Genomic DNA, 24,455 nt, shown 5'->3' with positions numbered 1-24,455 from the left:
TGACCTTCATGCAAAAAAGCACTGTCCTGCACGTCCGTACCGCCAGCGCCTGGTTCTTCGCGCTGCTGCTGTTCTTCCCGATCTTCTGGCTCGGTTTGATGGCGTTTAAAACCGAGGCGCAGGCCATTTCCACGCCGCCGCTGTTTTTCTTTTCGCCAACGCTGCAAAGCTTTCGCGAGGTCATGGCGCGTGACCATTACACCGGCTATGCGCTCAATTCGCTGCTCACCAGCGTGCTGTCGACGGCGATCGGGCTGGCCATCGCCTTGCCGGCCGCCTACTCGATGGCCTTCTTTCCAGCGCGCGGGACGGTCGGCCTGCTGAAATTCATTCTCAGCTCGCGCTACATGCCGGGTGTGGGCGCGCTCATGCCCATCTACATCTGCTACCAGTACTTCGGCCTGCTCGACAGCCGGATCGGGCTGACGCTGATGTTCATGCTGATGAACCTGCCCATCATGATCTGGTTGCTCTACACCAGCCTGCGCGAGCTGCCGCGCGAGATTCTCGAAGCGGCGCGCATGGATGGCGCCACCACGGCGCACGAGTTTCGCTACATCGTGCTGCCGCTGGCCGTGGGCGGCATCGCCTCGACGGCGCTGGTGAGCATGGTGTGGGCCTGGAACGAATCGTTCTGGTCGCTCAACCTGGGTGCATCCAATGCCGGCACGCTGGCCTGGCTGATCGCCTCCTATTCCAGTCCCGAAGGCCTGTTCTGGGCCAAGCTGTCGGCCGCGTCATTGATGGCCATCGCGCCGATCATGGCGCTTGGCTGGTTCTGCCAGAAGCAACTGGTGCAGGGCATGACGTTCGGTGCAGTCAAATAAAGAAATAGTTAAATAACAGGATGTCCGCATGGCTTATCTTCAACTGAGCAATATCGAAAAATATTTTGGCGATCACCATGCCATCAAAGGCATCGACCTGGCCATCGAGAAGGGCGAGTTCGTCGTCTTCGTCGGCCCGTCCGGCTGCGGCAAATCGACCCTGCTGCGCCTGATCGCGGGCCTGGAAACCATCGACAAGGGCAGCCTGCAGTTAGATGGGCGCGACATCACGCACCTGGCGTCGTCCCAGCGCGACCTGGCCATGGTGTTCCAGTCGTATGCGCTGTACCCGCACATGACGGTGTTCGAGAACATGTCGTTCGCCCTGAAACTGGCCGGCGTCGAGCATGCCACCATCCGCGCCAAGGTCGAGAAGGCCGCGGCTATCCTCGACCTGGGGCCGTACCTGGCGCGCACGCCGCGCGAGTTGTCGGGCGGGCAGCGCCAGCGCGTGGCGATCGGGCGCGCCATCGTGCGCGCACCCAAGGTATTCCTGTTCGATGAACCGCTGTCGAACCTGGACGCCGCGCTGCGCGTGCAGACCCGCATCGAGATCGCCCGCCTGCACCGCGAGCTGGGCGCCACCACCATCTACGTCACCCACGATCAGGTCGAGGCGATGACACTGGCCGACCGCGTGGTGGTGCTGCGCGACGGCCGCGTCGAACAGCACGGCACGCCCCTCGAGCTGTATGATCACCCGGCCAACCGGTTTGTTGCGCAGTTCATCGGCACGCCCAGCATGAACGTGGTGGCGGCCAAGGCGCTGCCGGCCCTGGCCAATGGTTCGGGCGATGCCGGCTTTGTCGGCATCCGCCCCGAACACGTGCACCTGAACGGCCACGCGCAGGCGGGCCTGCCGGCCACGGTCGACATGGTCGAGTCGCTCGGCGTCGAAACCCTGATTTACGCACGCCTGGAAAACGATGTACAGATCGTCTCGCGCGGCAGCGAACGCACCCAGCTGCATCCGGGTGACCGCACCTGGGTGACGTTCGACCCGGACTCGGTGCACCATTTCGACCAGGCCGGCAATGCCGAAGCAGCGGGAGCATCAGCATGATCGCCCTGAACCAGGCGGCATTGGCCAGCCTGCCAGCGGGCGTCCCCGGTCCGGCCTACGAGCGCGCCAAGGTGGCGCACAGCATCGTGCACATCGGCGTGGGCGGTTTTTTTCGCGCCCACCAGGCGGTCTACCTCGACCGGCTGCTGCACCAGAGCGGTAACGAGGCGTGGGGCTACGTCGGCGTGGGCCTGCTGCCGTTGGACGCGGCGATGCGCGACGCGATGCAGTCCCAGGATTGCCTGTACACCGTCATCGAACGCAGCGCCCAGGGCGACGCGCCGCGGGTGATCGGGTCCGTACTGGCCTTCCTGTTCGCGCCCGATGACCCCGAGGCGGTGCTGGAACGGATGGCCGACCCAGGCACGCGCATCGTCTCGCTGACCATCACCGAAGGCGGCTATTACGTCAACCAGGGCAGCGGCGAATTCGACGCAGCCCACCCCGACATCGTGTACGACCTGGCCCACCCGCACGCACCGCGCGGCGCGTTTGGCTACCTGGCCGAAGCGCTGGCGCGGCGGCACGCGCGTGGGCTGGCGCCGTTCACGGTGCTCTCGTGCGACAACCTGCAGCACAATGGCGACGTCGCGCGCGCGATGCTGCTGGCGTTCCTGCAGCTGCGCGACCCGCTACTCGCGGCCTGGCTGGCCCGGCACGGCGCCTTCCCGAACAATATGGTCGACCGCATCACGCCGGCCACCACCGATGCCCACCGGGCCTTGTTGCGCGATCAGTTCGGCTTGCAGGATGCCTGGCCGGTGGTGACGGAGCCGTTCATGCAGTGGGTGATCGAGGACCATTTTCCGCTCGGCCGGCCGGCCTGGGAGCAGGTCGGCGCGCAGATCACCGGCGACGTGCTGCCCTACGAAAAAATGAAGCTGCGCCTGCTCAACGCCGGCCACCAGGCGATCTGCTACCTGGGCATGCTGCTCGGTTACCAGTACGCCCATGAAGCCATGCAGGATGCGGCGATCCGCCAGCTGTTCATCAGCATGATGGACGTCGAGGTGACCCCGCTGTTGCCAAGCGTGGCAGGGATCGACCTGGACGTCTATAAACAAACCCTGGTCGAACGCTTTGCCAATCCGGCCATCCGCGACCAGCTGGCGCGCATCGGCACCGAAGGCTCGGCGCGCATCCCCAAGTTTGTGCTGCCGTCGATCCGCGAACAGCTCGATGCCAACGGCCCGATCGCCATGCTGGGGTTTACGGTGGCCTGCTGGTTGCGCTACCTGGAAGGGCGCGCCGACGATGGCGCGGCCATGCCGCTCAACGACCCGTACGCGGACCGGCTGCGCGAGCATGCGCTGCGCGGCGGCGCCGACCCCGCCGAACTGCTGTCCTTGCGCGAATTCTTCGGCGAACTGCCGGACCAGCCGCGTTTCGTGGCGGTGGTGGCCGATCACCTGGCACGGCTCTACCGCGATGGTGCGCGCGCCGCGCTTGCGCACGTGCTGGCCGGTGCGGCGTAGCGGGATGGACGCCGCCACCTATCTCGGCATCGACCTCGGCACCTCGGAAGTGAAGTTGCTGTTGATGGATGCAGCGCAGCAGGTCGTGGCCACGGCGCATGCGCCGCTGGTCGTGAGTCGCCCGCACGAACACTGGTCCGAGCAGGATCCGGCAGCCTGGTGGCAGGCCACGCGCGCCTGCATGGACACCCTTGCGCGCGCGCACCCGCAGGCGCTGGCGGCCTTGCACGGCATCGGCCTGTCCGGCCAGATGCATGGTTTGACCTTGCTGGACGCCGGCGGCGGCGTGCTGCGCCCGGCCATTCTGTGGAACGATACCCGCGCCGGCGCCGAATGCGTCGAGCTGGAACGGCGCGTGCCGCAGCTGCGCGAGATCACGGGCAACCTGGCCATGCCCGGTTTCACCGCGCCCAAACTGCTGTGGGTGGCGCAGCATGAACCCGCGCTGTTCCGGCGCACGGCGATGGTGCTGCTGCCCAAGGATTACCTGCGCTACCTGCTCACCGGCGACTTCATTACCGACATGTCCGACGCATCCGGCACGCTGTGGCTCGACGTCGCGCGACGCGACTGGTCTGACGTCATGCTGAGCGCCTGCGGCATCACGCGCGACCAGGTGCCGCGCCTGGTCGAGGGCACGCAGCCGGGCGGCATGCTGCGCCCGGAACTGGCGCGCGCATGGGGCATCACGCGACCGGTGCTGGTGGCCGGCGGCGCCGGCGACAATGCCGCCAGCGCGGTGGGCATGGGCGTGGTGACGCCGGGGTCGGCCTTCCTGTCGCTGGGCACGTCGGGCGTGCTGTTCGCGGCCAGCGCCGCGTACCAGCCCAATCCGGCCCAGGGCGTGCACACGTTTTGCCATGCGCTGCCGGGCCAGTGGCACCAGATGGGCGTGATGCTGTCAGCCGCCAGTTGCCTGCGCTGGGCAGCGCAGGTGACCGGCGCGGCCGACGAGGCGGCGCTGCTGGACGAAGTCGCGCGCCTGGACCCGGCCGCGCGCGCGACGGCGCCGCTGTTCCTGCCCTATCTGTCGGGCGAACGCACGCCGCACAACGACCCGCACGCCAGCGGCGTATGGTTCGGCCTGCGCCACGATACCGACCGTGCCTTGTTGGGCTACGCGGTGCTCGAAGGCGTGGCCTTCGGCCTGCTCGACTGCCTGCTGGCCTTGCAGGCGGCGGGCGGCCGGGTCGACAGCGCGGCGCTGGTCGGGGGCGGCAGCCAGAGCGCTTACTGGGCGCGGCTGCTGGCCAGCGTACTCGGCCTGCCGCTCACCATCAGCGGCAGCGCCCACGTGGGCGCCGCACTGGGGGCGGCGCGGCTGGCGCTGCTGGCGGCCAATCCGGCCCTGACGGTGGCGCAGGTGTGCGTGGTGCCGGCGGCCCTACAGCGCATTGCGCCCGAGGCGGCCTGGCGCGCCGCGCTGTTGCCCCGGCACGCGCGCTTTCGCGCGCTGTATCGACAATTGCAACCCTTGTTCGAGGAGGACGCACACCATGCCGATCAATAAGCAACTGCGCGGGCTGGAAATGGAACACGCCTGTCTGCGCGACCCGCGCCACGGCTTCGAGCCGGACGGGCGTTATGGCTTCATCCGCTACCTCGAGCATGGCGTGCCCAGCGCGCTGGTGCGCTGGCACTACCACGCCGAATACGAGCTGCACCTCATTTGCGCGAGCAGCGGCAAGGTGTTCGTGGGCGACTACATCGGCCAGTTCGGCCCCGGCCACCTGGTGCTGACCGGGCCGCGCGTGCCGCACAACTGGGTCTCGCTCGATACGCCGCCGGACGGCATCAAGCTGCGCGACATGGTAATTCAGTTCAACCACGCGCCGCTCGAGCAAATGGCCGCGGCCATACCCGAAATGAAGGCTGTCATGCCGCTGCTGGCACGGGCCCGCTACGGCATCGAGTTTTTCAATTTCAGCGACGCGGCGCGCGAGCGCTTCGCGCGCATCCGCGACAGCGCCGGCCTGCCGCGCTTCATCGAATTCCTGTCCCTGATGGGAGAATTGGCCGCCAGCGGCGACTACCAGCTGCTCTCGACCGTGCCGATGCAGGCCTCCGACGACGATGCCGCGCTGGCGCGCATCAACGACGCCGTCGATTTTATTGTGCAAAACCTGAGTAGCCAGTTTTCGATGCAGGACCTGGCGCACCACCTGGGCATGTCCGAGCGCATGTTCACGCGCTTCTTTCGCAGCGCCACCGGCAACAGCTTCACCGATTTCGTCAACCGGCTGCGTATCAACCGCGCCTGCCAGCTGCTGATGGAGACCGAGCGCTATGTCACCAATATCTGTTACGACGCCGGGTTCAACAACGTCGCCAATTTCAACCGGCGCTTCCTTGCCTTCAAGGGCATGACGCCAAAGCAGTTCCGCCAGCAGGCATCGGGCCGGTTCGGCGCCTGAGGCAGGACAGGAGAAACGAGTATGGTAGTGACTTACGGCGAGGCCCTGGTGGACCTGATCGAGCAGCTTGACGGCAGCTTTGCGGCCATCCTGGGCGGTTCAGTTTGCAATTTCACGCTGGCCGTCGCGCGCCAGGGACTGCCTGCGGCCTACCTCAATCCGCTCTCGAACGACAGCTTCGGCGCGCGCTTCGTGGACCAGCTGGGCGCGGCCGGTGTGGTGCTGGCCGCGCCGCAGCGCAGTCTTCTGCCCACGGCGCTGGCGGTGGTGACGCTCGACGCGCACGGGGTGCCGTCGTATGCCTTTCACCGCGCCCTCGTGGCCGACCGCGATATCACGCTGGCGCAAGCGGTGGCGACGCTGCCGCCGGCCATCACCCTGTTTCATACGGGCGGGCTGGCCCTGGTGCCGGCCGACCTCGATGTCACGCTCGGTGTCGCCGCCGCCGCGGCCGCGGCCGGCGCGCTGATCTCGATCGATGCCAATTTACGGCCGCTGGCGGTGCCGGACCTGGCGCTGTACGCCGCCGGCGTGCGGCGCGCGCTGGCGCTGGCGCACCTGATCAAGGTCAGCGAGGAAGATTTGCTGTACCTGGGCTTGCAGGATGCCGATCCGGTGGTGGCCGCGCGTACCCTGTTCGATGGCAGCGCAGCGCAGCTGGTGGCGCTGACGCTGGGCGGGCAGGGCGCCGTGCTGCTGGCGCGCAGCGGCCAGGTGGCGCTGCCGGTGCCGCCGGGCGTCAGCGTGGTCGACACGGTCGGGGCGGGCGACTGTTTTCAGGCGGGCCTGGTAGCCAGCCTGCACCAGGCCGGCGCGCTGACGCTCGATGCGCTGCCCGGGCTCGACCCCGGCACCCTGACAAGGGCGCTGCGCTACGCGCTTGCCACGGCCAGCATCGACGTCATGCGCAAGGGCTGCAACCCGCCCCTGCGCGAAGAAGTGGAAGATTTTTTGACGACCACCGGAGCAGCCGCATGAACCGTCTGACGTCGCGCCACGCCTTGCTGACCGGCACCGGCGGCGGCATTGGTCTGGCTGTGGCCGCAGCCTATCTGGAAGAGGGCGCTGCCTGCACCGTGGCCGACCTGGCGCCGCAGCCGCCGGCGCCGGTGGCCGCGCTGATGGCGCGCCATCCGGTGCAGTTGCAGTATGTGCGCGCCGACGTCACCGATGCGGCCTCGGTGCGCGAGCTGCTGGCGGCAGCGCAGCGCCGCTTCGGCCCGATCGACATCCTGTTTAACAACGCCGCCGTGTTCGACATGGCGCCGCTGCTCGAATCGACCCTCGAGATGTACCAGCGTATTTTCGATGTCAACGTGAAGGGCATGTTCCTGGTGATGCAGCAAGTCCTGCAAAGCATGGTCGATGCTGGCCGCAGCGGCGCCATCATCAACCTCGCGTCGCAGGCCGGTCGCCGCGGCGAAGCGCTGGTGTCGCACTACTGCGCCAGCAAGGCCGCCGTGATCAGCTACACCCAGTCGGCCGCGCTGGCCATGGCGCCGCACGGCATCCGTGTCAACGCGATTGCGCCGGGGGTCGTCGACACGCCCATGTGGGCGCACGTCGATGCCCTGTTCGCCCGCTACGAAAACTTGCAGCCCGGGGAAAAGAAACGCGCAGTCGGGCTGGCCGTGCCGCTCGGCAGGATGGGCCTGCCCGCGGACCTGACTGGCGCTGCGGTATTTCTGGCCAGCGACGAGGCGCGCTACATCACGGCCCAGACCCTGAATGTCGATGGCGGCAGCGTGATGAGCTAAGCGTTAAAACCCGGTGAGCGCCGGTGCGATGTGCCGCACGGTCGGCGCTTCGGCAAAGAAGCCGCCCACCAGCGCGCGCCAGGTCTGGAAGTCGGAGCTTTCCCGAAACGTGATGTTATGGTCGTCCAGCGTGGCCCAGTCGACGATCAGCAGATAGCTGTCGGCGTCCTCAACACTCTTTTCGAGGCGCATCGCGCTGCAGCCGTGCGCGCGCTGGAACAGCGGCACGGCTTGCTGGACGGCGGCGAGAAATGCTGCATCGGAGCCGGGTTTGATCTGGATGGCGGCGAGTTCGGTGACCATGAGGCGTCCTTGTTTTAAATGGGCCTCAAGCTTAGCACCGCCGCGCCGCGCGCGTCACTTCGGCGGCTTCTGCGCCTGCATGTATTTGCCGACGATTTCACCCTTGGCCAGCACGTGGCCCTGCATCGCCGCCAGCACCTGGTCACGATCGGCGCCGAACGGCAGGTCCAGTTTGGTGTCGAGTGCGAACACCTGGAAGTGGTAGCGGTGCGCCGCTTCACCCACCGGCGGACGCGGGCCATACCAGCCGGTCGAGCCGCGCGTGTTGCGGCCTTGCAGGACGCCCTCGGGTTCGGTCAGGCGTGGTTGTTCCTGCACCCCCTCCGGCAGGCGCGTGACCTCGGGCGGGATATTCCACGCGACCCAGTGCACGAACGGCAGCGCCGGTTTGGCGTCGGGATCTTCCATTATCAGCGCGTACGATTTCGCGTTCGGCACCGCTGCCCATGCTAGCGGCGGCGAGACACCGTCGGCATATTCGGAAAATTTCGCTGCCAGGTTGCCGTTGTTGCTGAAGGCCGATGACGTGACCGCGAGTTTGCCCTGGGCTTGCGTTTCAGGCCGTGCCATGGCCAGCGGCACGCGCGTGCCGCGCGCCGCCTGCTGTTCCATGGGCCCGGCCGGTGCCGCGGGCATCGCCTGCGCCGGCCTGGCTGCAGAGCCGTTGTAGGCGACCCGGTAGATCACGCCGTTGGCATCGTCCGCCATCAAGAGGGCGCCATCCCTGGCCAGCGCCAGGCCAACCGGACGGGCGATGTGGGTCTTGCCGCCATCGGTCAGAAAGCCTGTGACAAACGGCTCGACCGCCGTCGCCTGGCCATTCGTGAAGCGCACCCGAACGATTTCGTAGCCGGACGGCTTGACCCGGTTCCACGAGCCGCGCATGGTGACGAAGGCGTCGCCCCGGTATTCGGCAGGAAAGCCGCTGCCTGTATAAAAGACCATCTGCATCGGTGCCGCGTGGGCGTTCCATCCCACCACCATCGGCGTGCTGCGCGCCTTCCACTGCGCCTTGGTGATCTCGCCCACCGGCGTACTTTGCGGGTAAATCTCGCCGGCCCCGTAGACGTGCGGCCAGCCATACATGTTGCCCAGTTCGATCTTGTTGATCTCTTCCTGCTGCTGGGTGTCGCCGAGGAAGTCGATGCCGTGGTCAAAGCCCCACAGTTCGCCCGTCTGCGGCTGCCAGCCGAAGCCGATCGTGTTGCGCAGGCCGCTGGCAAAAATCGTGCGCTCCTTGCCGTCCGGCGTGATGCGCAGGATGGTGGCGTTTTCCGGATTGCTCTCGTTGCATACGTTACAGGTGCTGCCCACGCTCAGGTACAGCATGCCGTCCGGGCCGAACGCAATGGTACGGTTCGGATGCTGGCCGGAGTCGGGCAGGTCACCGATCAGCATGCTCAGTTCGCCCAGGCGGCCGTCGGACTGGATGTCGGCGACGAACAGTTCCTTGACGGTGACCAGGTACAGCTTGTTGTCGCGGATGGCCAGACCATGGGCCCCGGCGCGGCTGGCCACCGTGATCGGGGCGCCGTCGGCGCGGCCGTCGCCGTTGCTGTCGCGCAGCAGCAGCACATCGCCCTGGTCGCGCCGGCTCAGGTAGACGTCACCGTTCGGGGCGACCGCCAGGATGCGGGCGTTTTTCAGGCCGGTGGCAAAGGCAGTGACGGAAAAGCCCGCCGGCGCCTTGATGGCCGCGATGCGCGCCGCGGTGGCGTCGACCTTGGCCGGCTTGAAGATATTGGTGCTCATCGAAACTTGGGTGCCGTCGCCCTGCTGGGCATGGGCGGCGGCGCTGGCGATACAGAGCAGGCTGGCGGCGAGACAGTGGTTCATGGTGGTTCCAGTCAAAGTGATAGTTGGTATCATGTTGGCAGGACGTCATGGCTTCCTCTGTGAGGCAACGAACCGAGTGCTGCAAACACTGTCTGTTTGTCAGACGCGCCGTTCTGTGCGCAGGCTGCGCAGTTGCAGGTGCTGCAGCAGCATGATGGTCTTGCCGTCGGCGATGGCGCCGCTGGCGACCATGGCAAATGCTTCGTCGTAGCCCAACTCCAGCACTTCGATGTCTTCTCCTTCCTCGGCCAGGCCGCCGCCCGCGCCGACGCGGTCCGGCGCGGCATACGGCGCGATAAAGAAGTGCAGGCGTTCGGTGACCGATCCCGGGCTCATGAACGCCTCGAAGACTGGCTCGACGGCGCCGATGCGGTAGCCCGTTTCTTCTTCCGCTTCGAGGCGGATGCGTTGTTCCGGAGCGGCGCCGTCAAGCAGGCCGGCGGCCGTCTCGATCAGGTAACCGCTGTGGCCGTTCATGAACGCCGGGAGGCGGAATTGACGGGTCAGCACCACGGTCTGGCGGGCATCGTTGTAGAGCAGGATCGTGGCGCCATTGCCGCGGTCATACACTTCGCGTGTCTGGCGCTCCTGACTGCCGTCGCGCCGGGTGCGTGCGAACGTGATCTTTTTCAGGACATACCAGTTATCCGATAACAGGTGTTCGTCAACGATTGTCACTGCGCCATATTGCATGATATCTCCCTATTATTTGAATAAATCGACAATATCGTGCATGATCGTGCAAGGTCAAGCACTATTCTTGGAGGGTACACAGCATGCTTACAGCGCAACGGCGCCGTTTTCTCATCGATAAACTGCGCGCAGAAGGGCGCCTTCTGGCCAGACCCTTGTCGCGCGAACTGGACGTGTCGGAAGACACGATCCGGCGCGATTTGCGCGACATGGCGCGCGAAGGCTTGTTGCAGCGGGTGCACGGCGGCGCGCTGCCGGCCTCGCCGGCGAGCGCCAACCTGGCCGCCCGCGGCGCCATCGCGCAAGACGACAAGCACGCCATCGGCCGCGCCGCCGCCCGCCTGGTTCAGCCGGGACAAGTGGTGTTTGTCGATGGCGGCACCACGGCCGTGCAACTGGTGCGCCAGTTCGACCCTGCCTTGCGTGCGACCATTGTCACGCACAGCCCGGTGATCGCCTGCGAGCTGTTGCCATTCGAACACATCGACGTGATTCTGCTGGGTGGGCGGCTGATGCGCCACTCGATGGTGGCGCTCGGCGCGGCCACCGTGGAGGCGATCGGGCGCCTGCGCGCCGACCTGTATTTCATGGGTGTCTGCAGCTTGCACCCGTCCGGCTTGTCCACCGGCGATTTCGAGGAAGCCTGCGTCAAGCGGGCCCTGTGCCAGGCGGCCGCCGAAACCATCGTGCTGGCCTCGTCCGAAAAGCTGGCCACGGCCGCACCGTTCCAGGTGGTGGGCCTGGACCAGATCGACGGCATCGTCGCGCCTGCCAGCGCCGACCCTGCCTTGCTGGCCCCTTATCGAGAACGGGGCATCACCATTTATTTGGCATGAAACCGTTTCCGTTTCGATTGGCACGGGCCTGAAAGCGCGCGAAGTGTGGTGTTTTTGATAATATATGCTTGACATTATGCTGTTCGGGTAATTCACATATTTATTTCGCTTTTGTACAGTTCTCTATGCTATCTTTTGCAATATTCGGGCTGTAATACTCTAGCGAACTTCCACATGAAATTTCACGCCCGCCCACTTGGTGCTTATCTTGCGCTGGCCTTTACCCTGACCTCCGTCTTGCTGACGGGGGTGCTGGTATTGATCATCGAAGAGAAGGTGATCGGGCAAGTGAAGCGCGAAATCGGCAATGATCTGGCCAGCCTGGCGTTGCAAACTTCCGACAAACTCGACCGCGGTATGTTTGAACGCTACCGCGAGGTGGCGCTCATTTCCAGCCAGATCGCGTACGCCGGTGCAGCGATGGGCAATGCGGCGCACGCCAGGCTGCTGGCGCGCGTCCAGAACAGTTACCGATTCTACGACTGGATCGGGATGACCGACCTGGATGGCAAAGTCCTGGTGTCCGGTTCCGGCTTGCTCGAAGGCGCAGACGTGTCGGCGCGTCCCTGGTTCAGGCAGGGGATGCGCGGCGGCTACGTCGGCGATGTCCATGAAGCGTTGCTGCTGACCAAACTGTTGCCGGGCCAGCCGGGCGAGTTGCGCCGGTTCGTTGATGTTGCCTTCCCATACGCGAATGCGGACGGCAAGGTGCAAGGCGTGCTGGCTGCGCATCTGTCGTGGCGCTGGGCCGCCGACGTCGAGCGCTCGGTGGTCGGTTCCAGCAGCCTGCCGTCGCTGGAAACGGTGATTCTCAGCGCCGCCGGCGAAGTCTTCCTCGGGCCGCCGGCGCTGGCCCGCAAAACCTTGTCCACCGGCAGTTTTCAACGGGCCGGGCGGGAACGCACGGGCTATGCCCTGGAAACCTGGCCGGATGGCGTGCAATACGTGGTGGGGTTCAGTCAGACCGGTGTGCTGATCAAGGATTATCCCGGGCTGGGCTGGATCGTGCTGGTGCGCCAGCGGGTCGACCAGGCCTATGCCCCCGTGACCGCACTGCGCCACTACATCATCGGCAGCGGCCTGGTCCTCGGCGCGCTGTTTTCACTGTTTGGCTGGGTCGTGGCGCGTGCGATTACCCGCCCGCTTAAGGATCTGGCGGCGTCGGCTGCGAAGATGCAGGACGGCGACCTGCTGGAGATTGCGCTGGAGCGCACCAGCTACAGCGAAATCCTGACCTTGTCCGATACCCTCAACGTCCTGGTCGCCAACCTCGCCGGCCGGCGCCAGCAGCTGGAACACCTGAACGGCACGCTGGAACAACGCGTGGCGGGCCGCACGCACGAGCTGACCGAGGCGTTCGGCGCCGTGCAGGCCAGCGAAGCACGGATCCGCGCCATTATCGAAGCGTCGCAGGATGCGTTCATCGGCGTCGGCCCGGACGGGCGCATCATGGACTGGAATTCGCAGGCCGAAGCCTTGCTGGGCTGGACGCGCGCGCAGGCGCTGGGGCGCACGCTGGGCGAGCTGTTCCTGGCCGAACAGTTCCGGCCCGCGTCGGCCGACGTGGTCAGCGACTTCGTCGCCGCAGGCTACCAGGGCGCGCTGGAGCGCCATCGCGAGCGCGTTGTGGCTGACCGCAACGGCAACCTGATCGCCGTCGAAATGACCACCTGCGTCACGGGTACCGACGGCGATATGTGCTTCTCCATCTTCCTGCGCGATATTACCGAACGCAAAAAAGTGGAACAGCTCAGGAGCGACTTCGTCAGTATCGTCTCGCACGAACTGCGCACGCCGCTGACGTCGATGCATGCCTCGCTGGAATTGCTGGAGGAGGGCGTGCTGGGAGAATTGCCTCCCGATATGCATGAGTTGGTGGCCATTTCCAGCAGCAACTGTCGGCGCCTGACGCGCCTGGTGAACGATGTGCTCGACCTGCAAAAAATGGACGCTGGCATGATGCACATCCGGCCTGTGCTGCAGCCGCTGCTGCCGCTGCTGGAAGAAGCGGCGCGCAGCATGCGCGGCGCGGCCACCGCGGGCCGCGCGCAGATCGTGGTCGATGCGGGCCGCGATCCGGCATTGGCCGCGAACGTCGACTACGACCGCATGATGCAGGTCATGACCAATCTGCTGTCGAATGCCATTAAGTTTTCACCGGCGAATGGCGTGGTCACGCTGAAACTGGCGCCGGAAAACGGTAAAGTGGGCATGTGTGTCAGCGACCAGGGGCCCGGTATTCCCGTCGCCCAGCGCGAACATGTATTCGAACCGTTCATGCAGTTGACCAATAGCCAGGGCCGGGCGCAGCGCCATGGTACCGGGCTGGGCCTGTCCATCAGCAAGCGGATCGTGGAGGAACACGGCGGCGAACTGGCAATTTTCGATGCGCCCGGCGGGGGCAGCGTGTTCAAAATTACGCTGACCACCATTTAATGCCAACAGGCAAAGCGCGCCGGATCAATCCAGCAGCTGCGTCGCCTTCACCAGTAAATCGCGCGGGCTGTACGGTTTGACGATGTACGCATCGGCGCCGGCCGCCATGCCGGCATCGATGTCGTGGTCGTTGCCGTTGGCCGACAGCAGGATCACCTTGATGTTGGCGGTCGCCGGATCGTTTTTCAGCGCACGGCAAAATTCCAGGCCGCTCTGACCGGCGCCGAGCCACACATCGAGCACCACCAGCCGCGTCGGCACCTCGCGGATGTGTGCCAGCGCCTGTTCTGCCGTCTCGGCCGTGGCGATGTTCCCCAGCGGCTGCAAGGTGATACGCACCAGCAGGCGCAGCTCGCGCTGGTCGTCGACCACCAGAATCGACTCACGCATCGCCAACCTCCTGTGCGGCCGGCAGCGTCATCGTGATGACCGTCCCGCAGCCGGGGGCACTGTCGACTTCGACCGCAGCGTTGTGCAGCTCGGCGATCTCGCGGAAAATCGCCATGCCCAGGCCGCTGCCCACCACCTCCGGCTTGGCCTTGGCGCGATAAAACGGGTCGTACATGCGCACCAGCTGTTCCGTGCTCATGCCGATGCCCTGGTCGCTCACGCGGATCTGCACGCCAGGCATGCCGCGGTAGATGACCGGGACGGCGTTGACGACGACTTGGGTGCCGGCATCCGAATAGGCGAGCGCGTTGCTCAGCAGGTTGGCCAGTGCCAGCTGGAAGCGCTGCGGGTCGACCGCCAGTGGTGGCACGCTGCTGTCGATGTCGACCGTTACGCGCGCGCGGTTGCCCTGCAGGGCCGGCAGGTCCAGCACTTGCCCGACCAGGGCGGCGACCTGGTGGATTCCGATGCGCAGCCCGGCCTTGCCGCCCGATTCGATGCGGGCCAGGTCGAGCAGCTGGTTGGTGACCGCGATCAGCACGCTGGCCTGGTCGTGGATGATGCCGATCAGTTCCTGCCCGGTGGCCTGGTCGAATTCGCGCTTCATCAGCAATTCGGAAAAGCCGAGGACGCTGGCCATCGGCGTGCGCAGCTCGTGGGTTGCCGTGGCCAGGTATTGGTTGCGGCGCGCCTCGCGCGCGCGCAAGGCGTCTTCCGCGGCGCGCCGCTGCCCGACGTCGCGCACAATGGCGGCGTAGCGCAGCTTGCCGTCGAGACGCATCGCGCGCACCGAGAACTCGATCGGGAAGGTGGAACCGTCCGGGGCGCGGCCAGTGCTTTCGATGGTCACCGTCTGGCCGGCGGCGAGGGCGTCGCGGATACCGTCGATGGTTTCAACCAGCAGGCTGCGCGCGCGGCGCCCCTGCAACTGCGCGCTGGTGGCGCCAAACAGTGCTTCGGCGGCCGGATTGAGCGACAGGATCACCCCGTCCTGGTCAAGCATCATGACGCCGTCCGGCGCATTGTCCAGCAGGCTGCGCAGCCAGGCTTCGTTGGCGCGCTGCTCGCGCAAATGGCGTTGCAGCTCGGAAGCGGCCACTTCGTGGGCCACCATGCAGGCCAGGTCGCGCAGGGTGGTGCGTTCGTCGTCGCTGAAATCGCGCGGCGCGCGGTCGATCAGGCACAGCGTACCGAGCTTGCTGCCGTCCGGCGCGGCGAAGGCGTGGCCGGCGTAAAAGCGCACGTTCGGTTGCTCCTGCACCAGCGGATTGTCGCTGAAGCGCGCATCGTCCGCGGCGTCTTCGACGACCATCACACCGTCCTGCAGCAGGGTATGCGCACAAAAGGCAATCCGGCGCGGCGTTTCGGACAACGCCATCCCGACGCGCGATTTGAACCACTGGCGTTCGCCGTCGATCAGGGTGACCAGGGCGATCGGCACATTGAACAGGCGCGCAGCCATGCGGGTGATGCGGTCGAACCGCTGTTCCGGCGGCGTGTCGAGGATATTCAGGTTGAACAGCACGGCGAGCCGCTGTTCTTCATCCGGAGGCAGGGAGGCTTCAAGCATGACACGGTCCGTACAGGTTTGAAAAACGCCGGAACATTGCGCGAGCCGGCTCGAAGCGCCTGACCAGCCAGGCTTGCCTGATATTACCCGGCCTCGACGGCCAGGGCCTGTTCGACAGCCGAGCGCAACTGGGCAAACGGTACTGGCTTGGGAAACACGGGAATATCGCCCGGCAGGCCCATCGCCTGCATGGTGGATTTTTCGAGGCCGCTGATGACGATGATCGCCATGCCGGCATAATGGGGGTTTTCACGCAGCGTGCGGATCATGCGGAACCCGTCCATGCCCGGCATGCTCAAGTCGCTAATCAGGACGTCGGGGCGCTGCTCGCCGATGCGGATCAGCGCCTCGAAGCCGTCGTAGGCTTTCATGACCGTCAGCGGCGTGTCCCAGCCGGCCATCTCGAGTTCGTACAGGCGCAGCAGGGTGCGGTCATCGTCGACCATCAGCAGCTTTTTCGGCGCCGGTTGCAGCGCCACCGATGCCTGCGGCGGGCTGATGGCCTTCTGGCGCGCGCCAACGCGCTTGTTGATCGACTCCATCGTGATGCGGCGGTGCCCACCGGCGGTTTTCCATGCCTGCAGGCTGCCGTTTTCGACCCATAGCTGCACGGTTCGGTGCGACACGCCTAGCAAACGTGCTGCCTCCTTAGTGGAGCAGAATTGCGCGGCATCGTAACCGGCGTCGGGGACAGTTGGCGTGACGTTTTCCATGGATCGATTATAGCCCTGTTTGGTTGCTCCGTGAAAATAAGTGCCGAATTTACTGAATTTACTGAATATATTTTGTGAACGACACAATTTTTGAACATTCCCTGCACACTTCAGCATCATTTAAGTTGATGTGGATTGAATGAGTTGACCAAATAACAGTGAAAGAACGCGCCATGGACGACTCTGGCAGTGCAGGTCGGCGCGCCCGGGCGGCGCCCGAAAGCGCGCGGCCGTGCGCCACACAGTTCGAATCGATCGCGCTGCTGCTGCAAGGGGGCGGCGCGCTCGGCGCCTACCAGGCCGGCGTCTATGCGCGGCTGCACGAGGCCGGTATCGAACCGACCTGGGTGAGCGGGATTTCGATCGGCGCCATCAACTGCGCGCTCATTGCCGGCAATCCACCGGAACGGCGAGTGGAGCGGCTGCGCAGCTTCTGGGAAGGCGTCAGCCAGACCAGCGACTTCGGCATCAGCGCATGGTGGGACCAGGTGCCCTTGCCGGACCAGGCGCGCACCTTCGTCAACCAGGCCCACGCCAGCGCCGTGCTGGCCAACGGGGTACCGGGGTTTTTTACCCCGCGCATGCCGCCGGTCTGGCTGCCGGGCATTCACAGCAGCGCGCCAAGCTATTACGATACCGCACCGCTGCGCGCTACGCTCGCGCGGCTGGTCGACTTCGACCTGATCAACCGGAAACAGATGCGCTTTTCGGTCGGCGCCGTGAATGTGCGCACGGGTAATTTTGCCTACTTCGACAACGCCACCGACACCATCCGGCTTGAACACATCCTGGCCAGCGGTGCGCTGCCGCCGGCGTTCAATGCGGTCGAGATCGACGGTGAAGCGTACTGGGACGGTGGCATGGTGTCGAACACGCCGCTCGACTGGGTCCTGTCGAGCCGCTCGGGCCTTGATACACTGGTGCTGCAGGTGGACCTGTGGGCCGCCGATGGCGTGCTGCCGGCCGACCTGGCGGCGGTGGCCGTGCGCATGAAGGAAGTGCAGTATTCCAGCCGCACGCGTGCCGCGACCGACAATTTCCGGCGCACGGAAAAGTTGCGCACGGCGTTCAATGAATTGCTGGCCCAGATGCCGCGCGAACTGGCCGCGTCGCCGCAGGCGCGCATGCTGGCGCAGGCATCCGACCAGGCGGTCTACAATATCGTGCAGCTGGTGTACCACTCGCCCACGTACGAAGGGCAATCGAAGGATTACGAATTTTCACGGCGCACCATGGAGGACCACTGGCGTGCCGGCTACCGCGATGCGGGCGTCACGCTGGCGCATCCGGAAGTGCTGACCCCGCCACCGCTGGCCGACAGTCCGGCGGTCTACGATTTCACTCACAAAACGCATAAGAGACCATCATGAATGTAGCGAACGGCATGCAAGACAAAGTGGCACTGGTAACCGGTGCGGCCAACGGCATCGGCAAGGAAATCGCCAAAGTATTCTTCGACAATGGCGCCAGGGTCGTGATCGCCGACCTGAACCTGGCGGCAGCTCAGGCGGTGGCCAGCGAATTTGATCCGACCGGCGCGCGCGCGCTCGCCGTCGCCATGGACGTGACCAGCGAAGAGCAGGTCGATGCCGGCATCGCCGCGGCAGCCGCGCGCATGGGCGGCATCGACGTGCTGGTGTCGAACGCGGGCATCCAGATCGTCGGCCCGGTCGACGATTTCAGTTTTAGCGACTGGAAAAAAATGCTCGCCATTCACCTCGACGGCGCCTTCCTCACCACCCGCGCTTGCCTGAAACTCATGTATGCGCAACAGCGCGGCGGCAGCGTCATCTACATGGGCTCGGTGCATTCGAAGGAAGCGTCGAAGCTCAAGGCCCCGTACGTGGCGGCGAAGCACGGCCTGATCGGCCTGTGCAAGGTGGTGGCGAAAGAGGGCGCAGCGCACGGCGTGCGGGCGAATGTGATTTGCCCCGGCTTCGTGCGCACCGCGCTGGTGGAAAAGCAGATTCCCGAACAGTCGGCCGCGCTCGGCATCAGCGAGGCCGACGTGGTCAGCAAGGTCATGCTCAAGGACACGGTGGACGGCGAATTCACCACGGTCAACGATGTCGCCCAGACCGCCCTGTTTTTGGCCAGCTTCCCGACCAATGCGCTGACCGGGCAGTCGATCGTCGTCAGCCACGGCTGGTTCATGCAATAACTAAGGTCCGTTCAGCTTGGTTCTTCGAGCGGCAGCAGCACCGTGAACGTGCTGCCCTGGCCGCTGCCGGCACTGCGCGCGCTGACACTGCCGCCGTGCAGGGTGACGATCGATTTCACCAGCGGCAGGCCGAGTCCCAGCCCGCCGATGGTGCGGTCGAGACCGCGCTCGCCCTGGGTGAACAGGCCGAACACTTGCGGCAGCAGGGCGGCGTCGATGCCCACGCCATTGTCCTGCACCTCCACTTGCAGCATGCCGGCGCCGGCGAAGCTGGCGCGCACAACCAGCTGTCCGCCCTCGGGGGTGAACCTGGCGGCATTGCCAAGCAGATTGGCCACTGCCTGGATCAGCCGGGTACGGTCGCCGAATACCAGCGCCGGCTGCGGCGCCGCTTGCAGCAGCAGCGTGTGGTGGCGCGCGTCGATCAGGGCGCGCACCTGTTCGAGCGCCTCACCCAGCACGGCGTTGATGTCGACGCTGGCCTTGTGCAGGGTGACCAGGCCGCGCTGCAGGCGCGATACGTCCAGCAAGTCGTCGACCAGCGCGACCATGTGGCCGGCCTGGCGCGTGATGATGCGGCTGATGTTGCGCACCTTCGCTTCGTCGCCGGCGACCTTGTCGAGCATATGGGCGCCGTTCATGATGGGCGAGAGCGGGTTGCGCAATTCGTGCGCCAGCATCGCCAGAAATTCGTCCTTGCGGGTGCTGGCCGTTTCCAGCTCCTGCTCTTTCTGCGCCCGCTCGGTAATTTCGCGCGCCACACCCAGCAGGCCGATCACGGCGCCCTGTTCGTCGAGGTAGGGGATTTTGCGCGATAGCCAGACTTTGTGGGTGCCATCCGGCATCGGCACGCGCTCCTCGTATTCGGCCGACTGGCCGGCTTCCATGACGGCGCGGTCGTTCTGCATCACCGCGGCGGCCACTGCCGGGTCGCTCAGCAATTCGGCATCGGTCTTGCCGATCACGTCAGCCAGGGGGCGCCCGATCAGAGCCAGCGTGGCCGGGTTGGCAAAGCGCAGCCGGCCCTGGCGGTCCTTGGCGAACATGACGTCGTCGGAGGTGTCGCTGATGGCGCGCAAAATGGCCATGTGTTCGCGCAAGGCCTGTTCCGCCGCGCGCCGCGCCGACACATTGCGGAAGTACACCGTCAGGCCGTCCAGGGTGGGGTAGCAGTCGCACGCGAGCCACATGTTCAGCGGCGCCGGGTAGTGTTCCTCGAAATGCACCGGCATGTCGGTCGCGACGGCCTGGTGGTAGCCGTGGAATAACTGGCTGCCGGCGGCTGCCGGAAACAGCTCCCAGACGATGCCGCCGATGAGTTTTTCGGCCGGGATGCCCATGATGGCGGCGGCACGCGCGCTGACAAAGGTGTAGCGCCAGTCGTGGTCCATGACGAGCACGCCATCGGTGATGCTGTCGAGCGTATCGCGCAGTTTGCTGTTGGTGCGGCGCAGCGATTCTTCGGACAGGGCAAGCGCCCGTTCCGCGCGCACCGTGTGCGACACATTCCGGATGCACAGCAACAGCAAGGCGCGGCCGCCCGCATCCATCCCGGCCCGGGAAACTTCGCCTTCCCAGATTGCCTCCGGGTCGCCGGTCAGCGCCGCGCCGAAACGGCCGATCCGGGCGGTGCGGCCGGAATGCAGCGATTCGGCCACCGCCGCGTCGATCGCGGCGCAGCTGAACACGGCGCCCGCGCCAAGCGCATGGTAAGCGGCATTGGCAAACACGAACTGGCGTTGTGGCATGGCCAGGATGGCGATCGCCGCTTCCGACGTGTCGAGCGCCCCCGCCAGCGCTGTCAGCGGCAGGGTGTCGGTTGCGTCGGTTGCGTCGGTTTGCGATGAAATCGTTGGCGCCATGCGCAGTCCATCCAGGATGTTCAATGTCGGTTGCCGCTCGTGCAAACGTTTGCTGTCGTGCTAAACGAAGTATATAGAGAAGCGAAAAAAAAACGTCTAATTCCGCTGTGCAATTGAACGTAATGTCGTCAGGACGCCTGCTTTCTTCTCGATTTGTTAAATATTTGTTGCGTGGAAACCGCACTGACGGTCCATATGGCGAGCGGATTTACCGTTGCCACGAATGTTACAATACGGGGATTCCCCCAGTCTTCCGTGACCATGTCCCTGTCCACCCTCCCGCAGCCGAACCTCGACGACCTCAGCTGGCTGGATGGCGGCGGCGAGATGGGCGCGCTGATCCGGGCGATGGACTGGTCGGCCACGCCGTTGGGCCCGCTGGCGCTGTGGCCACAAAGCCTGCGTACATCGGTCAGCCTGTGCCTGTCGTCGACGTTCCCGATTCTGGTGGCGTGGGGGCCCGAGCACATCCAGCTCTACAACGATGCCTACCGGCCGATTTGCGGCGCCAAGCACCCATCGTCGATGGGCGAGCCATTCAAGGTGTGCTGGGCCACGGCGCTGCCGGTGGTCGGCGATGCGTTCGACTCGGCCAGCCGCGGGCAGGGCGCCTACATCCACAACCAGCGCATGATCCTGGACCGATACGGCTACCTCGAAGAAGCGTTCATGACGTTCTCGTTCTCGCCGATCCGCGACGAGTCGGGTGGCGTGGGCGGGATTTTCCACCCCATCACCGAGTCGACCGCGCAGGTGTTGGGCGCACGCCGCACGCAAAGCCTGCGCGACCTGACCAGCAGCCTGGTCGGCGCGCGCAGCACCGCCGCGATCGGCGCCCAGATTGCCGCGCAGTCGGCGCAGCTCGCGCCCGACCTGCCGTTTTTGCTGTTCTACCAGCTCGAAGAAAGCGACGAGCTGGGCCTGCTCGGCAGTGCGGGCTTGTCCGCCCACCCCGCGCTGGCGCCGGCGCGTACCACGCTGGCGGCGTCGCCCTGGCCCTTCGCGCAAGCGGCGCGCCTGCGCACCATGCAGCAGATCGACGGCATCGCGCCGTGGTTCGCTGGCGCGCCATGCGGCCCGTACGAGATCTCGCCCGACAGCGCCATGGTGCTGCCGGTTTCACTGCCGGGCCAGCAGGCTGTATTCGGTTTCGTCGTGGCCGGCGTGAGTTCGCATCGGCCGCTCGACCATGACTATCGCGGCTTTTACGAACGCCTCAATGCGGTCGTCGATACGGCGGTGGGCAATGTGCTGGCGTGGGAGCAGGAACAGCGCCGCGCCGCCGCGCTGGAAAAGATCGACCGCGCCAAGACCGCGTTCTTTTCGAACGTCTCGCATGAATTTCGCACGCCGCTGACGCTGATCCTCGGTCCGCTCGAAGATGCCCTGGCCGATGCGAGCGCCGACCTGCCGGCGGTCCAGCGCCAGCGCCTGGAACTGACCCGGCGCAACGCGCTGCGCCTGCTGAAACTGGTCAATTCGCTGCTCGATTTTTCGCGCATCGAGGCCGGTCGGGTGCAGGCGCGCTACGTCCCGCTCGACCTGGCGGCGCTCACCGGCGAGCTGGCCAGCGTGTTCGAATCGGCCATGGTCAAGGGCGGACTGACGTACCGCGTGGAGATCGACGACCCCGGCCAGCCGGTGTATGTCGACCGCGACATGTGGGAAAAAATCGTTTTCAATCTGCTCTCGAACGCCTTCAAATTCACGCTCGAAGGCAGCGTCACGCTGCGCCTGCGCCGCCATGGGCAAGGCGTGCGCCTGTCGGTGATCGACACCGGTGCCGGCATCCCGGAAGCGGAACTGGGACGGGTGTTCGAGCGCTTCCACCGCATCGAAGGTGCGCCGGGCCGCACCTATGAAGGCACCGGTATCGGCCTGGCCCTGATCCAGGAACTGGCGCAACTCCATGGCGGCCGCATTGCCGTAACCAGCACGCTGGGCGAGGGCAGCTGCTTCGTGGTCGAGCTGCCGTTTGGCCACGCACACCTGGCGCCGGACCGGATCGGCGCGCAGGCGCTGCCCGATGCGGAGCAGCGCACCGGCGCTGCGTTTGTCGAAGAAGCGCTGCGCTGGCTGCCCGATGCACCGGTGCCTGTGGCGCAGCCGGACGTGCTGGCACCGGCGCGGGCCCGCATCCTGGTAGCCGACGACAACAACGACATGCGCGCGTACGTGCAGGCCTTGCTGTCTGCGCACTACACGGTGCAGGGCTGCGCCGACGGCGAAGCGGCATTCGCCATGGCACTGGCCGACCCGCCCGACCTGCTGCTGTCGGACGTCATGATGCCGCGCCTGGATGGCTTCGGCCTGCTGGCCAAAGTGCGCGCCAATCCCGCGCTGCACGACCTGCCGGTGATCCTGCTGTCGGCACGGGCCGGCGAAGAAGCGCGCATCGAAGGCTTGCAGGCGGGCGCCGACGATTACCTGGTGAAACCGTTTGCCGCCGCCGAACTGCTGGCGCGGGTCAGGCACCAGGTCGCGCGCGCCGGCGCGCGCCAGCGCGAGAGCACCTTCCGTGCGCTGGTCGACGCTGCGCCAGTGATGCTGTGGCGGGCCGACCAGAGCGGCATGACCACCTACGTGAGCGCGCGCTGGTACGACTACACCGGGCGCACGCCGGAGCAGGACCTTGGCCTGGGCTGGCTGGACAACATCCACCCGGACGACCTCGAACAGACCGGCGCGCAGTTCCAGGCCGCGTACACGGCGCGCCGCCCGTTTTCCCTCGACTACCGGCTGCGCGGGCGCGATGGCGCGTACCGCTGGGTGATCGATGCCGGCCACCCGCACACGGACGCGCAAGGCATGCCGGACGGTTATGTTGGCACTGTCATCGACGTGCACGAACGGGCCTTGCTGCAGGACCGGTTCGAACAGGTGGCGCGCGCGCTGCTGGAAAAGAACCGCCTGCAAAGCGAGTTTTTGATCACGCTGGCGCATGAATTGCGCAATCCGCTCGCACCAATTCGCACCGGTCTGGAACTGATGCGCATGCGCCCGGACGGGGCGGATAACCGCACCATCCACGCCATGATGCAGCGCCAGGTGAGCCACATGGCACACCTGGTCGACGACCTGCTCGACGTGGCGCGCCTGACCGAGGGCAAGGTCACGCTGCAACGCGCGCCGGTGCTGTTGGCCGACGTGGTGCACGATGCGCTCGAGATCAGCATGCCGCAGGTGGAGGCCGGCGCGCATGCGTTGACGGTGAGCTTGCCGGACCACGCGGTGCTGCTCGACGCCGACCGCCACCGCATCGCGCAGGTGCTCAGTAACCTGGTCAACAATGCGGCGAAGTACACGCCCAGGTGCGGCCAAATCGCCGTCAGCGCTGCGCTGGAAACGCGCCTGCTGGCGGGCCAGGATAGCGCCGGCGTGGTGCTCAGCGTGGTCGATAACGGGATCGGCATCGCGCCGGCTGTGCTGGCGCAGGTATTCGAGATGTACACGCAGGTGCACGACAGCGCGGCGATGGCGCAGGGCGGCCTGGGCGTCGGCCTGCACCTGGTGCAGCGCCTGGTGCACTTGCATGGCGGCGTGGTGGCTGCTGCCAGCACCGGTTCCGGGCAGGGCAGCTGCTTCACCGTCTGGTTGCCGCTGGCCGCCGGAGGCGGCGTGGCACCAGGCGAAGCGGCCGCTGCGCTCGCGCCACCGACTTTCGCTGGCCTGGCGGTACTGGTGGTTGATGACAATCTCGACGCGGCCGACATGCTGGGCGAACTGCTGCAGGCCAGTGGTCACCGGGTGGTGCTGGCGCATGACGGCGCCGCGGCGCTGGCCAACGCCGCGCTGCACCTGCCGGCGGTGGTGTTCCTCGACATTGGCCTGCCCGACATGAGCGGCCTGGATGTGGCGGTGGCGCTGCGCAAGATCGATGGCATGGCGGGCGCGACGCTGGTGGCGCTGACCGGCTGGGGCACGCAGGAAGACCGCGCGCGCACGCTGCGCGCGGGCTTCGATCTGCACCTGACCAAGCCGGCGCAGTTCGACAGTGTCGATGCGCTGTTGCGCGAGGTGCAGGCGCGCGGCTGATTCGCAAGCACGATGGCTGGCGGTGATGACGCCAATGTGTATCCGCTGGAATCGACCCAGGCCAGATATTGCGTGGGTGGTGAG

The 24,455-nt window shown here is 65.9% G+C and carries 19 protein-coding genes; 12 read left to right on the top strand and 7 right to left on the bottom strand.

Going from position 1 to position 24,455, the window contains the following annotated elements; translation table 11 throughout:
• The first annotated feature begins 8 nt into the window (after positions 1-8).
• Genes V6M87_RS09925 through V6M87_RS09895 form a run of 7 tightly spaced genes read left to right on the top strand, consistent with a single transcriptional unit; the run spans position 9 to position 7,536 of the window.
• The gene (locus tag V6M87_RS09925; RefSeq protein WP_332876453.1) at positions 9-827 is read left to right on the top strand and encodes a carbohydrate ABC transporter permease; all 819 of its coding nucleotides are present in this window, start codon (positions 9-11) and stop codon (positions 825-827) included.
• A gap of 28 nt (positions 828-855) precedes the next feature.
• Positions 856-1,890: an ABC transporter ATP-binding protein gene (locus V6M87_RS09920; protein ID WP_332876452.1), complete on the top strand. Its 1,035-nt coding sequence runs from the start codon at positions 856-858 to the stop codon at positions 1,888-1,890.
• On the top strand, positions 1,887-3,365 hold the full coding sequence (locus tag V6M87_RS09915) for a mannitol dehydrogenase family protein (RefSeq protein ID WP_332876451.1): 1,479 nt from the start codon (positions 1,887-1,889) through the stop codon (positions 3,363-3,365). The genes V6M87_RS09920 and V6M87_RS09915 overlap by 4 nt, the downstream gene beginning before the upstream one ends.
• A gap of 4 nt (positions 3,366-3,369) precedes the next feature.
• The gene (gene xylB / locus V6M87_RS09910; RefSeq protein WP_332876450.1) at positions 3,370-4,875 is read left to right on the top strand and encodes a xylulokinase; all 1,506 of its coding nucleotides are present in this window, start codon (positions 3,370-3,372) and stop codon (positions 4,873-4,875) included.
• Entirely contained in the window at positions 4,862-5,779 is a 918-nt protein-coding gene (locus V6M87_RS09905) for an AraC family transcriptional regulator (protein WP_332876449.1), read from the top strand. Before xylB ends, V6M87_RS09905 begins: the two co-directional genes overlap by 14 nt.
• Before the next feature lie 21 nt (positions 5,780-5,800).
• A complete protein-coding gene (locus tag V6M87_RS09900; protein ID WP_332876448.1) occupies positions 5,801-6,757 on the top strand; it encodes a PfkB family carbohydrate kinase in 957 nt (318 codons plus the stop codon).
• Entirely contained in the window at positions 6,754-7,536 is a 783-nt protein-coding gene (locus tag V6M87_RS09895; RefSeq protein ID WP_332876447.1) for an L-iditol 2-dehydrogenase, read from the top strand. The genes V6M87_RS09900 and V6M87_RS09895 overlap by 4 nt, the downstream gene beginning before the upstream one ends.
• A 3-nt stretch (positions 7,537-7,539) precedes the next feature.
• Here the strand turns inward: V6M87_RS09895 and V6M87_RS09890 are convergent, their stop codons facing one another.
• The 3 genes from V6M87_RS09890 to V6M87_RS09880 form a co-directional block, all read right to left on the bottom strand.
• Positions 7,540-7,839, bottom strand: coding sequence for an antibiotic biosynthesis monooxygenase family protein (locus V6M87_RS09890; protein ID WP_332876446.1), 300 nt, complete (start codon positions 7,837-7,839; stop codon positions 7,540-7,542).
• A 54-nt stretch (positions 7,840-7,893) separates the two neighbouring features.
• Positions 7,894-9,675, bottom strand: a complete 1,782-nt coding sequence (locus V6M87_RS09885; RefSeq protein ID WP_332876445.1) for a YbhB/YbcL family Raf kinase inhibitor-like protein — start codon at positions 9,673-9,675, stop codon at positions 7,894-7,896.
• Between the two features lie 99 nt (positions 9,676-9,774).
• A complete protein-coding gene (locus tag V6M87_RS09880) occupies positions 9,775-10,368 on the bottom strand; it encodes an NUDIX domain-containing protein (protein WP_332876444.1) in 594 nt (197 codons plus the stop codon).
• An 83-nt stretch (positions 10,369-10,451) separates the two neighbouring features.
• Between V6M87_RS09880 and V6M87_RS09875 the strand changes: the two genes are divergently transcribed.
• On the top strand, positions 10,452-11,204 hold the full coding sequence (locus V6M87_RS09875) for a DeoR/GlpR family DNA-binding transcription regulator (RefSeq protein ID WP_332876443.1): 753 nt from the start codon (positions 10,452-10,454) through the stop codon (positions 11,202-11,204).
• Positions 11,205-11,378: 174 nt separating this feature from the next.
• A complete protein-coding gene (locus V6M87_RS09870; RefSeq protein ID WP_332876442.1) occupies positions 11,379-13,640 on the top strand; it encodes an ATP-binding protein in 2,262 nt (753 codons plus the stop codon).
• 24 nt (positions 13,641-13,664) lie between these two features.
• Here the strand turns inward: V6M87_RS09870 and V6M87_RS09865 are convergent, their stop codons facing one another.
• The 3 genes from V6M87_RS09865 to V6M87_RS09855 all read right to left on the bottom strand — a co-directional run bounded on the left by V6M87_RS09865 (position 13,665) and on the right by V6M87_RS09855 (position 16,313).
• The gene (locus V6M87_RS09865) at positions 13,665-14,030 is read right to left on the bottom strand and encodes a response regulator (protein ID WP_332876441.1); all 366 of its coding nucleotides are present in this window, start codon (positions 14,028-14,030) and stop codon (positions 13,665-13,667) included.
• Complete coding sequence (locus V6M87_RS09860; protein ID WP_332876440.1) at positions 14,023-15,600, bottom strand: ATP-binding protein; 1,578 nt, start codon at positions 15,598-15,600, stop codon at positions 14,023-14,025. The genes V6M87_RS09865 and V6M87_RS09860 overlap by 8 nt, the downstream gene beginning before the upstream one ends.
• Before the next feature lie 83 nt (positions 15,601-15,683).
• Positions 15,684-16,313 (bottom strand): response regulator, encoded by a 630-nt coding sequence (locus tag V6M87_RS09855; protein ID WP_332876439.1) that lies wholly within the window; start codon positions 16,311-16,313, stop codon positions 15,684-15,686.
• A gap of 173 nt (positions 16,314-16,486) precedes the next feature.
• On the opposite strand from V6M87_RS09855, the gene V6M87_RS09850 reads away from it, so the two are divergent.
• Both V6M87_RS09850 and V6M87_RS09845 read left to right on the top strand, forming a co-directional pair.
• Positions 16,487-17,683: a patatin-like phospholipase family protein gene (locus V6M87_RS09850; RefSeq protein WP_332876438.1), complete on the top strand. Its 1,197-nt coding sequence runs from the start codon at positions 16,487-16,489 to the stop codon at positions 17,681-17,683.
• Positions 17,680-18,474, top strand: coding sequence for a 3-hydroxybutyrate dehydrogenase (locus V6M87_RS09845; RefSeq protein ID WP_332876437.1), 795 nt, complete (start codon positions 17,680-17,682; stop codon positions 18,472-18,474). The genes V6M87_RS09850 and V6M87_RS09845 overlap by 4 nt, the downstream gene beginning before the upstream one ends.
• An 11-nt stretch (positions 18,475-18,485) precedes the next feature.
• On the opposite strand, the gene V6M87_RS09840 is transcribed toward V6M87_RS09845, so the two are convergent.
• The gene (locus tag V6M87_RS09840; protein ID WP_332876436.1) at positions 18,486-20,336 is read right to left on the bottom strand and encodes a sensor histidine kinase; all 1,851 of its coding nucleotides are present in this window, start codon (positions 20,334-20,336) and stop codon (positions 18,486-18,488) included.
• A gap of 261 nt (positions 20,337-20,597) precedes the next feature.
• Here V6M87_RS09840 and V6M87_RS09835 point away from each other — a divergent pair, with 261 nt between their 5' ends.
• Positions 20,598-24,371, top strand: a complete 3,774-nt coding sequence (locus V6M87_RS09835; RefSeq protein WP_332876435.1) for an ATP-binding protein — start codon at positions 20,598-20,600, stop codon at positions 24,369-24,371.
• Positions 24,372-24,455: the final 84 nt, after the last annotated feature.

Source organism: Massilia sp. S19_KUP03_FR1, from assembly GCF_036688685.1.
Lineage (GTDB): Bacteria > Pseudomonadota > Gammaproteobacteria > Burkholderiales > Burkholderiaceae_D > JALYUM01.
This window is presented reverse-complemented; position numbering and strand designations above follow the sequence as displayed.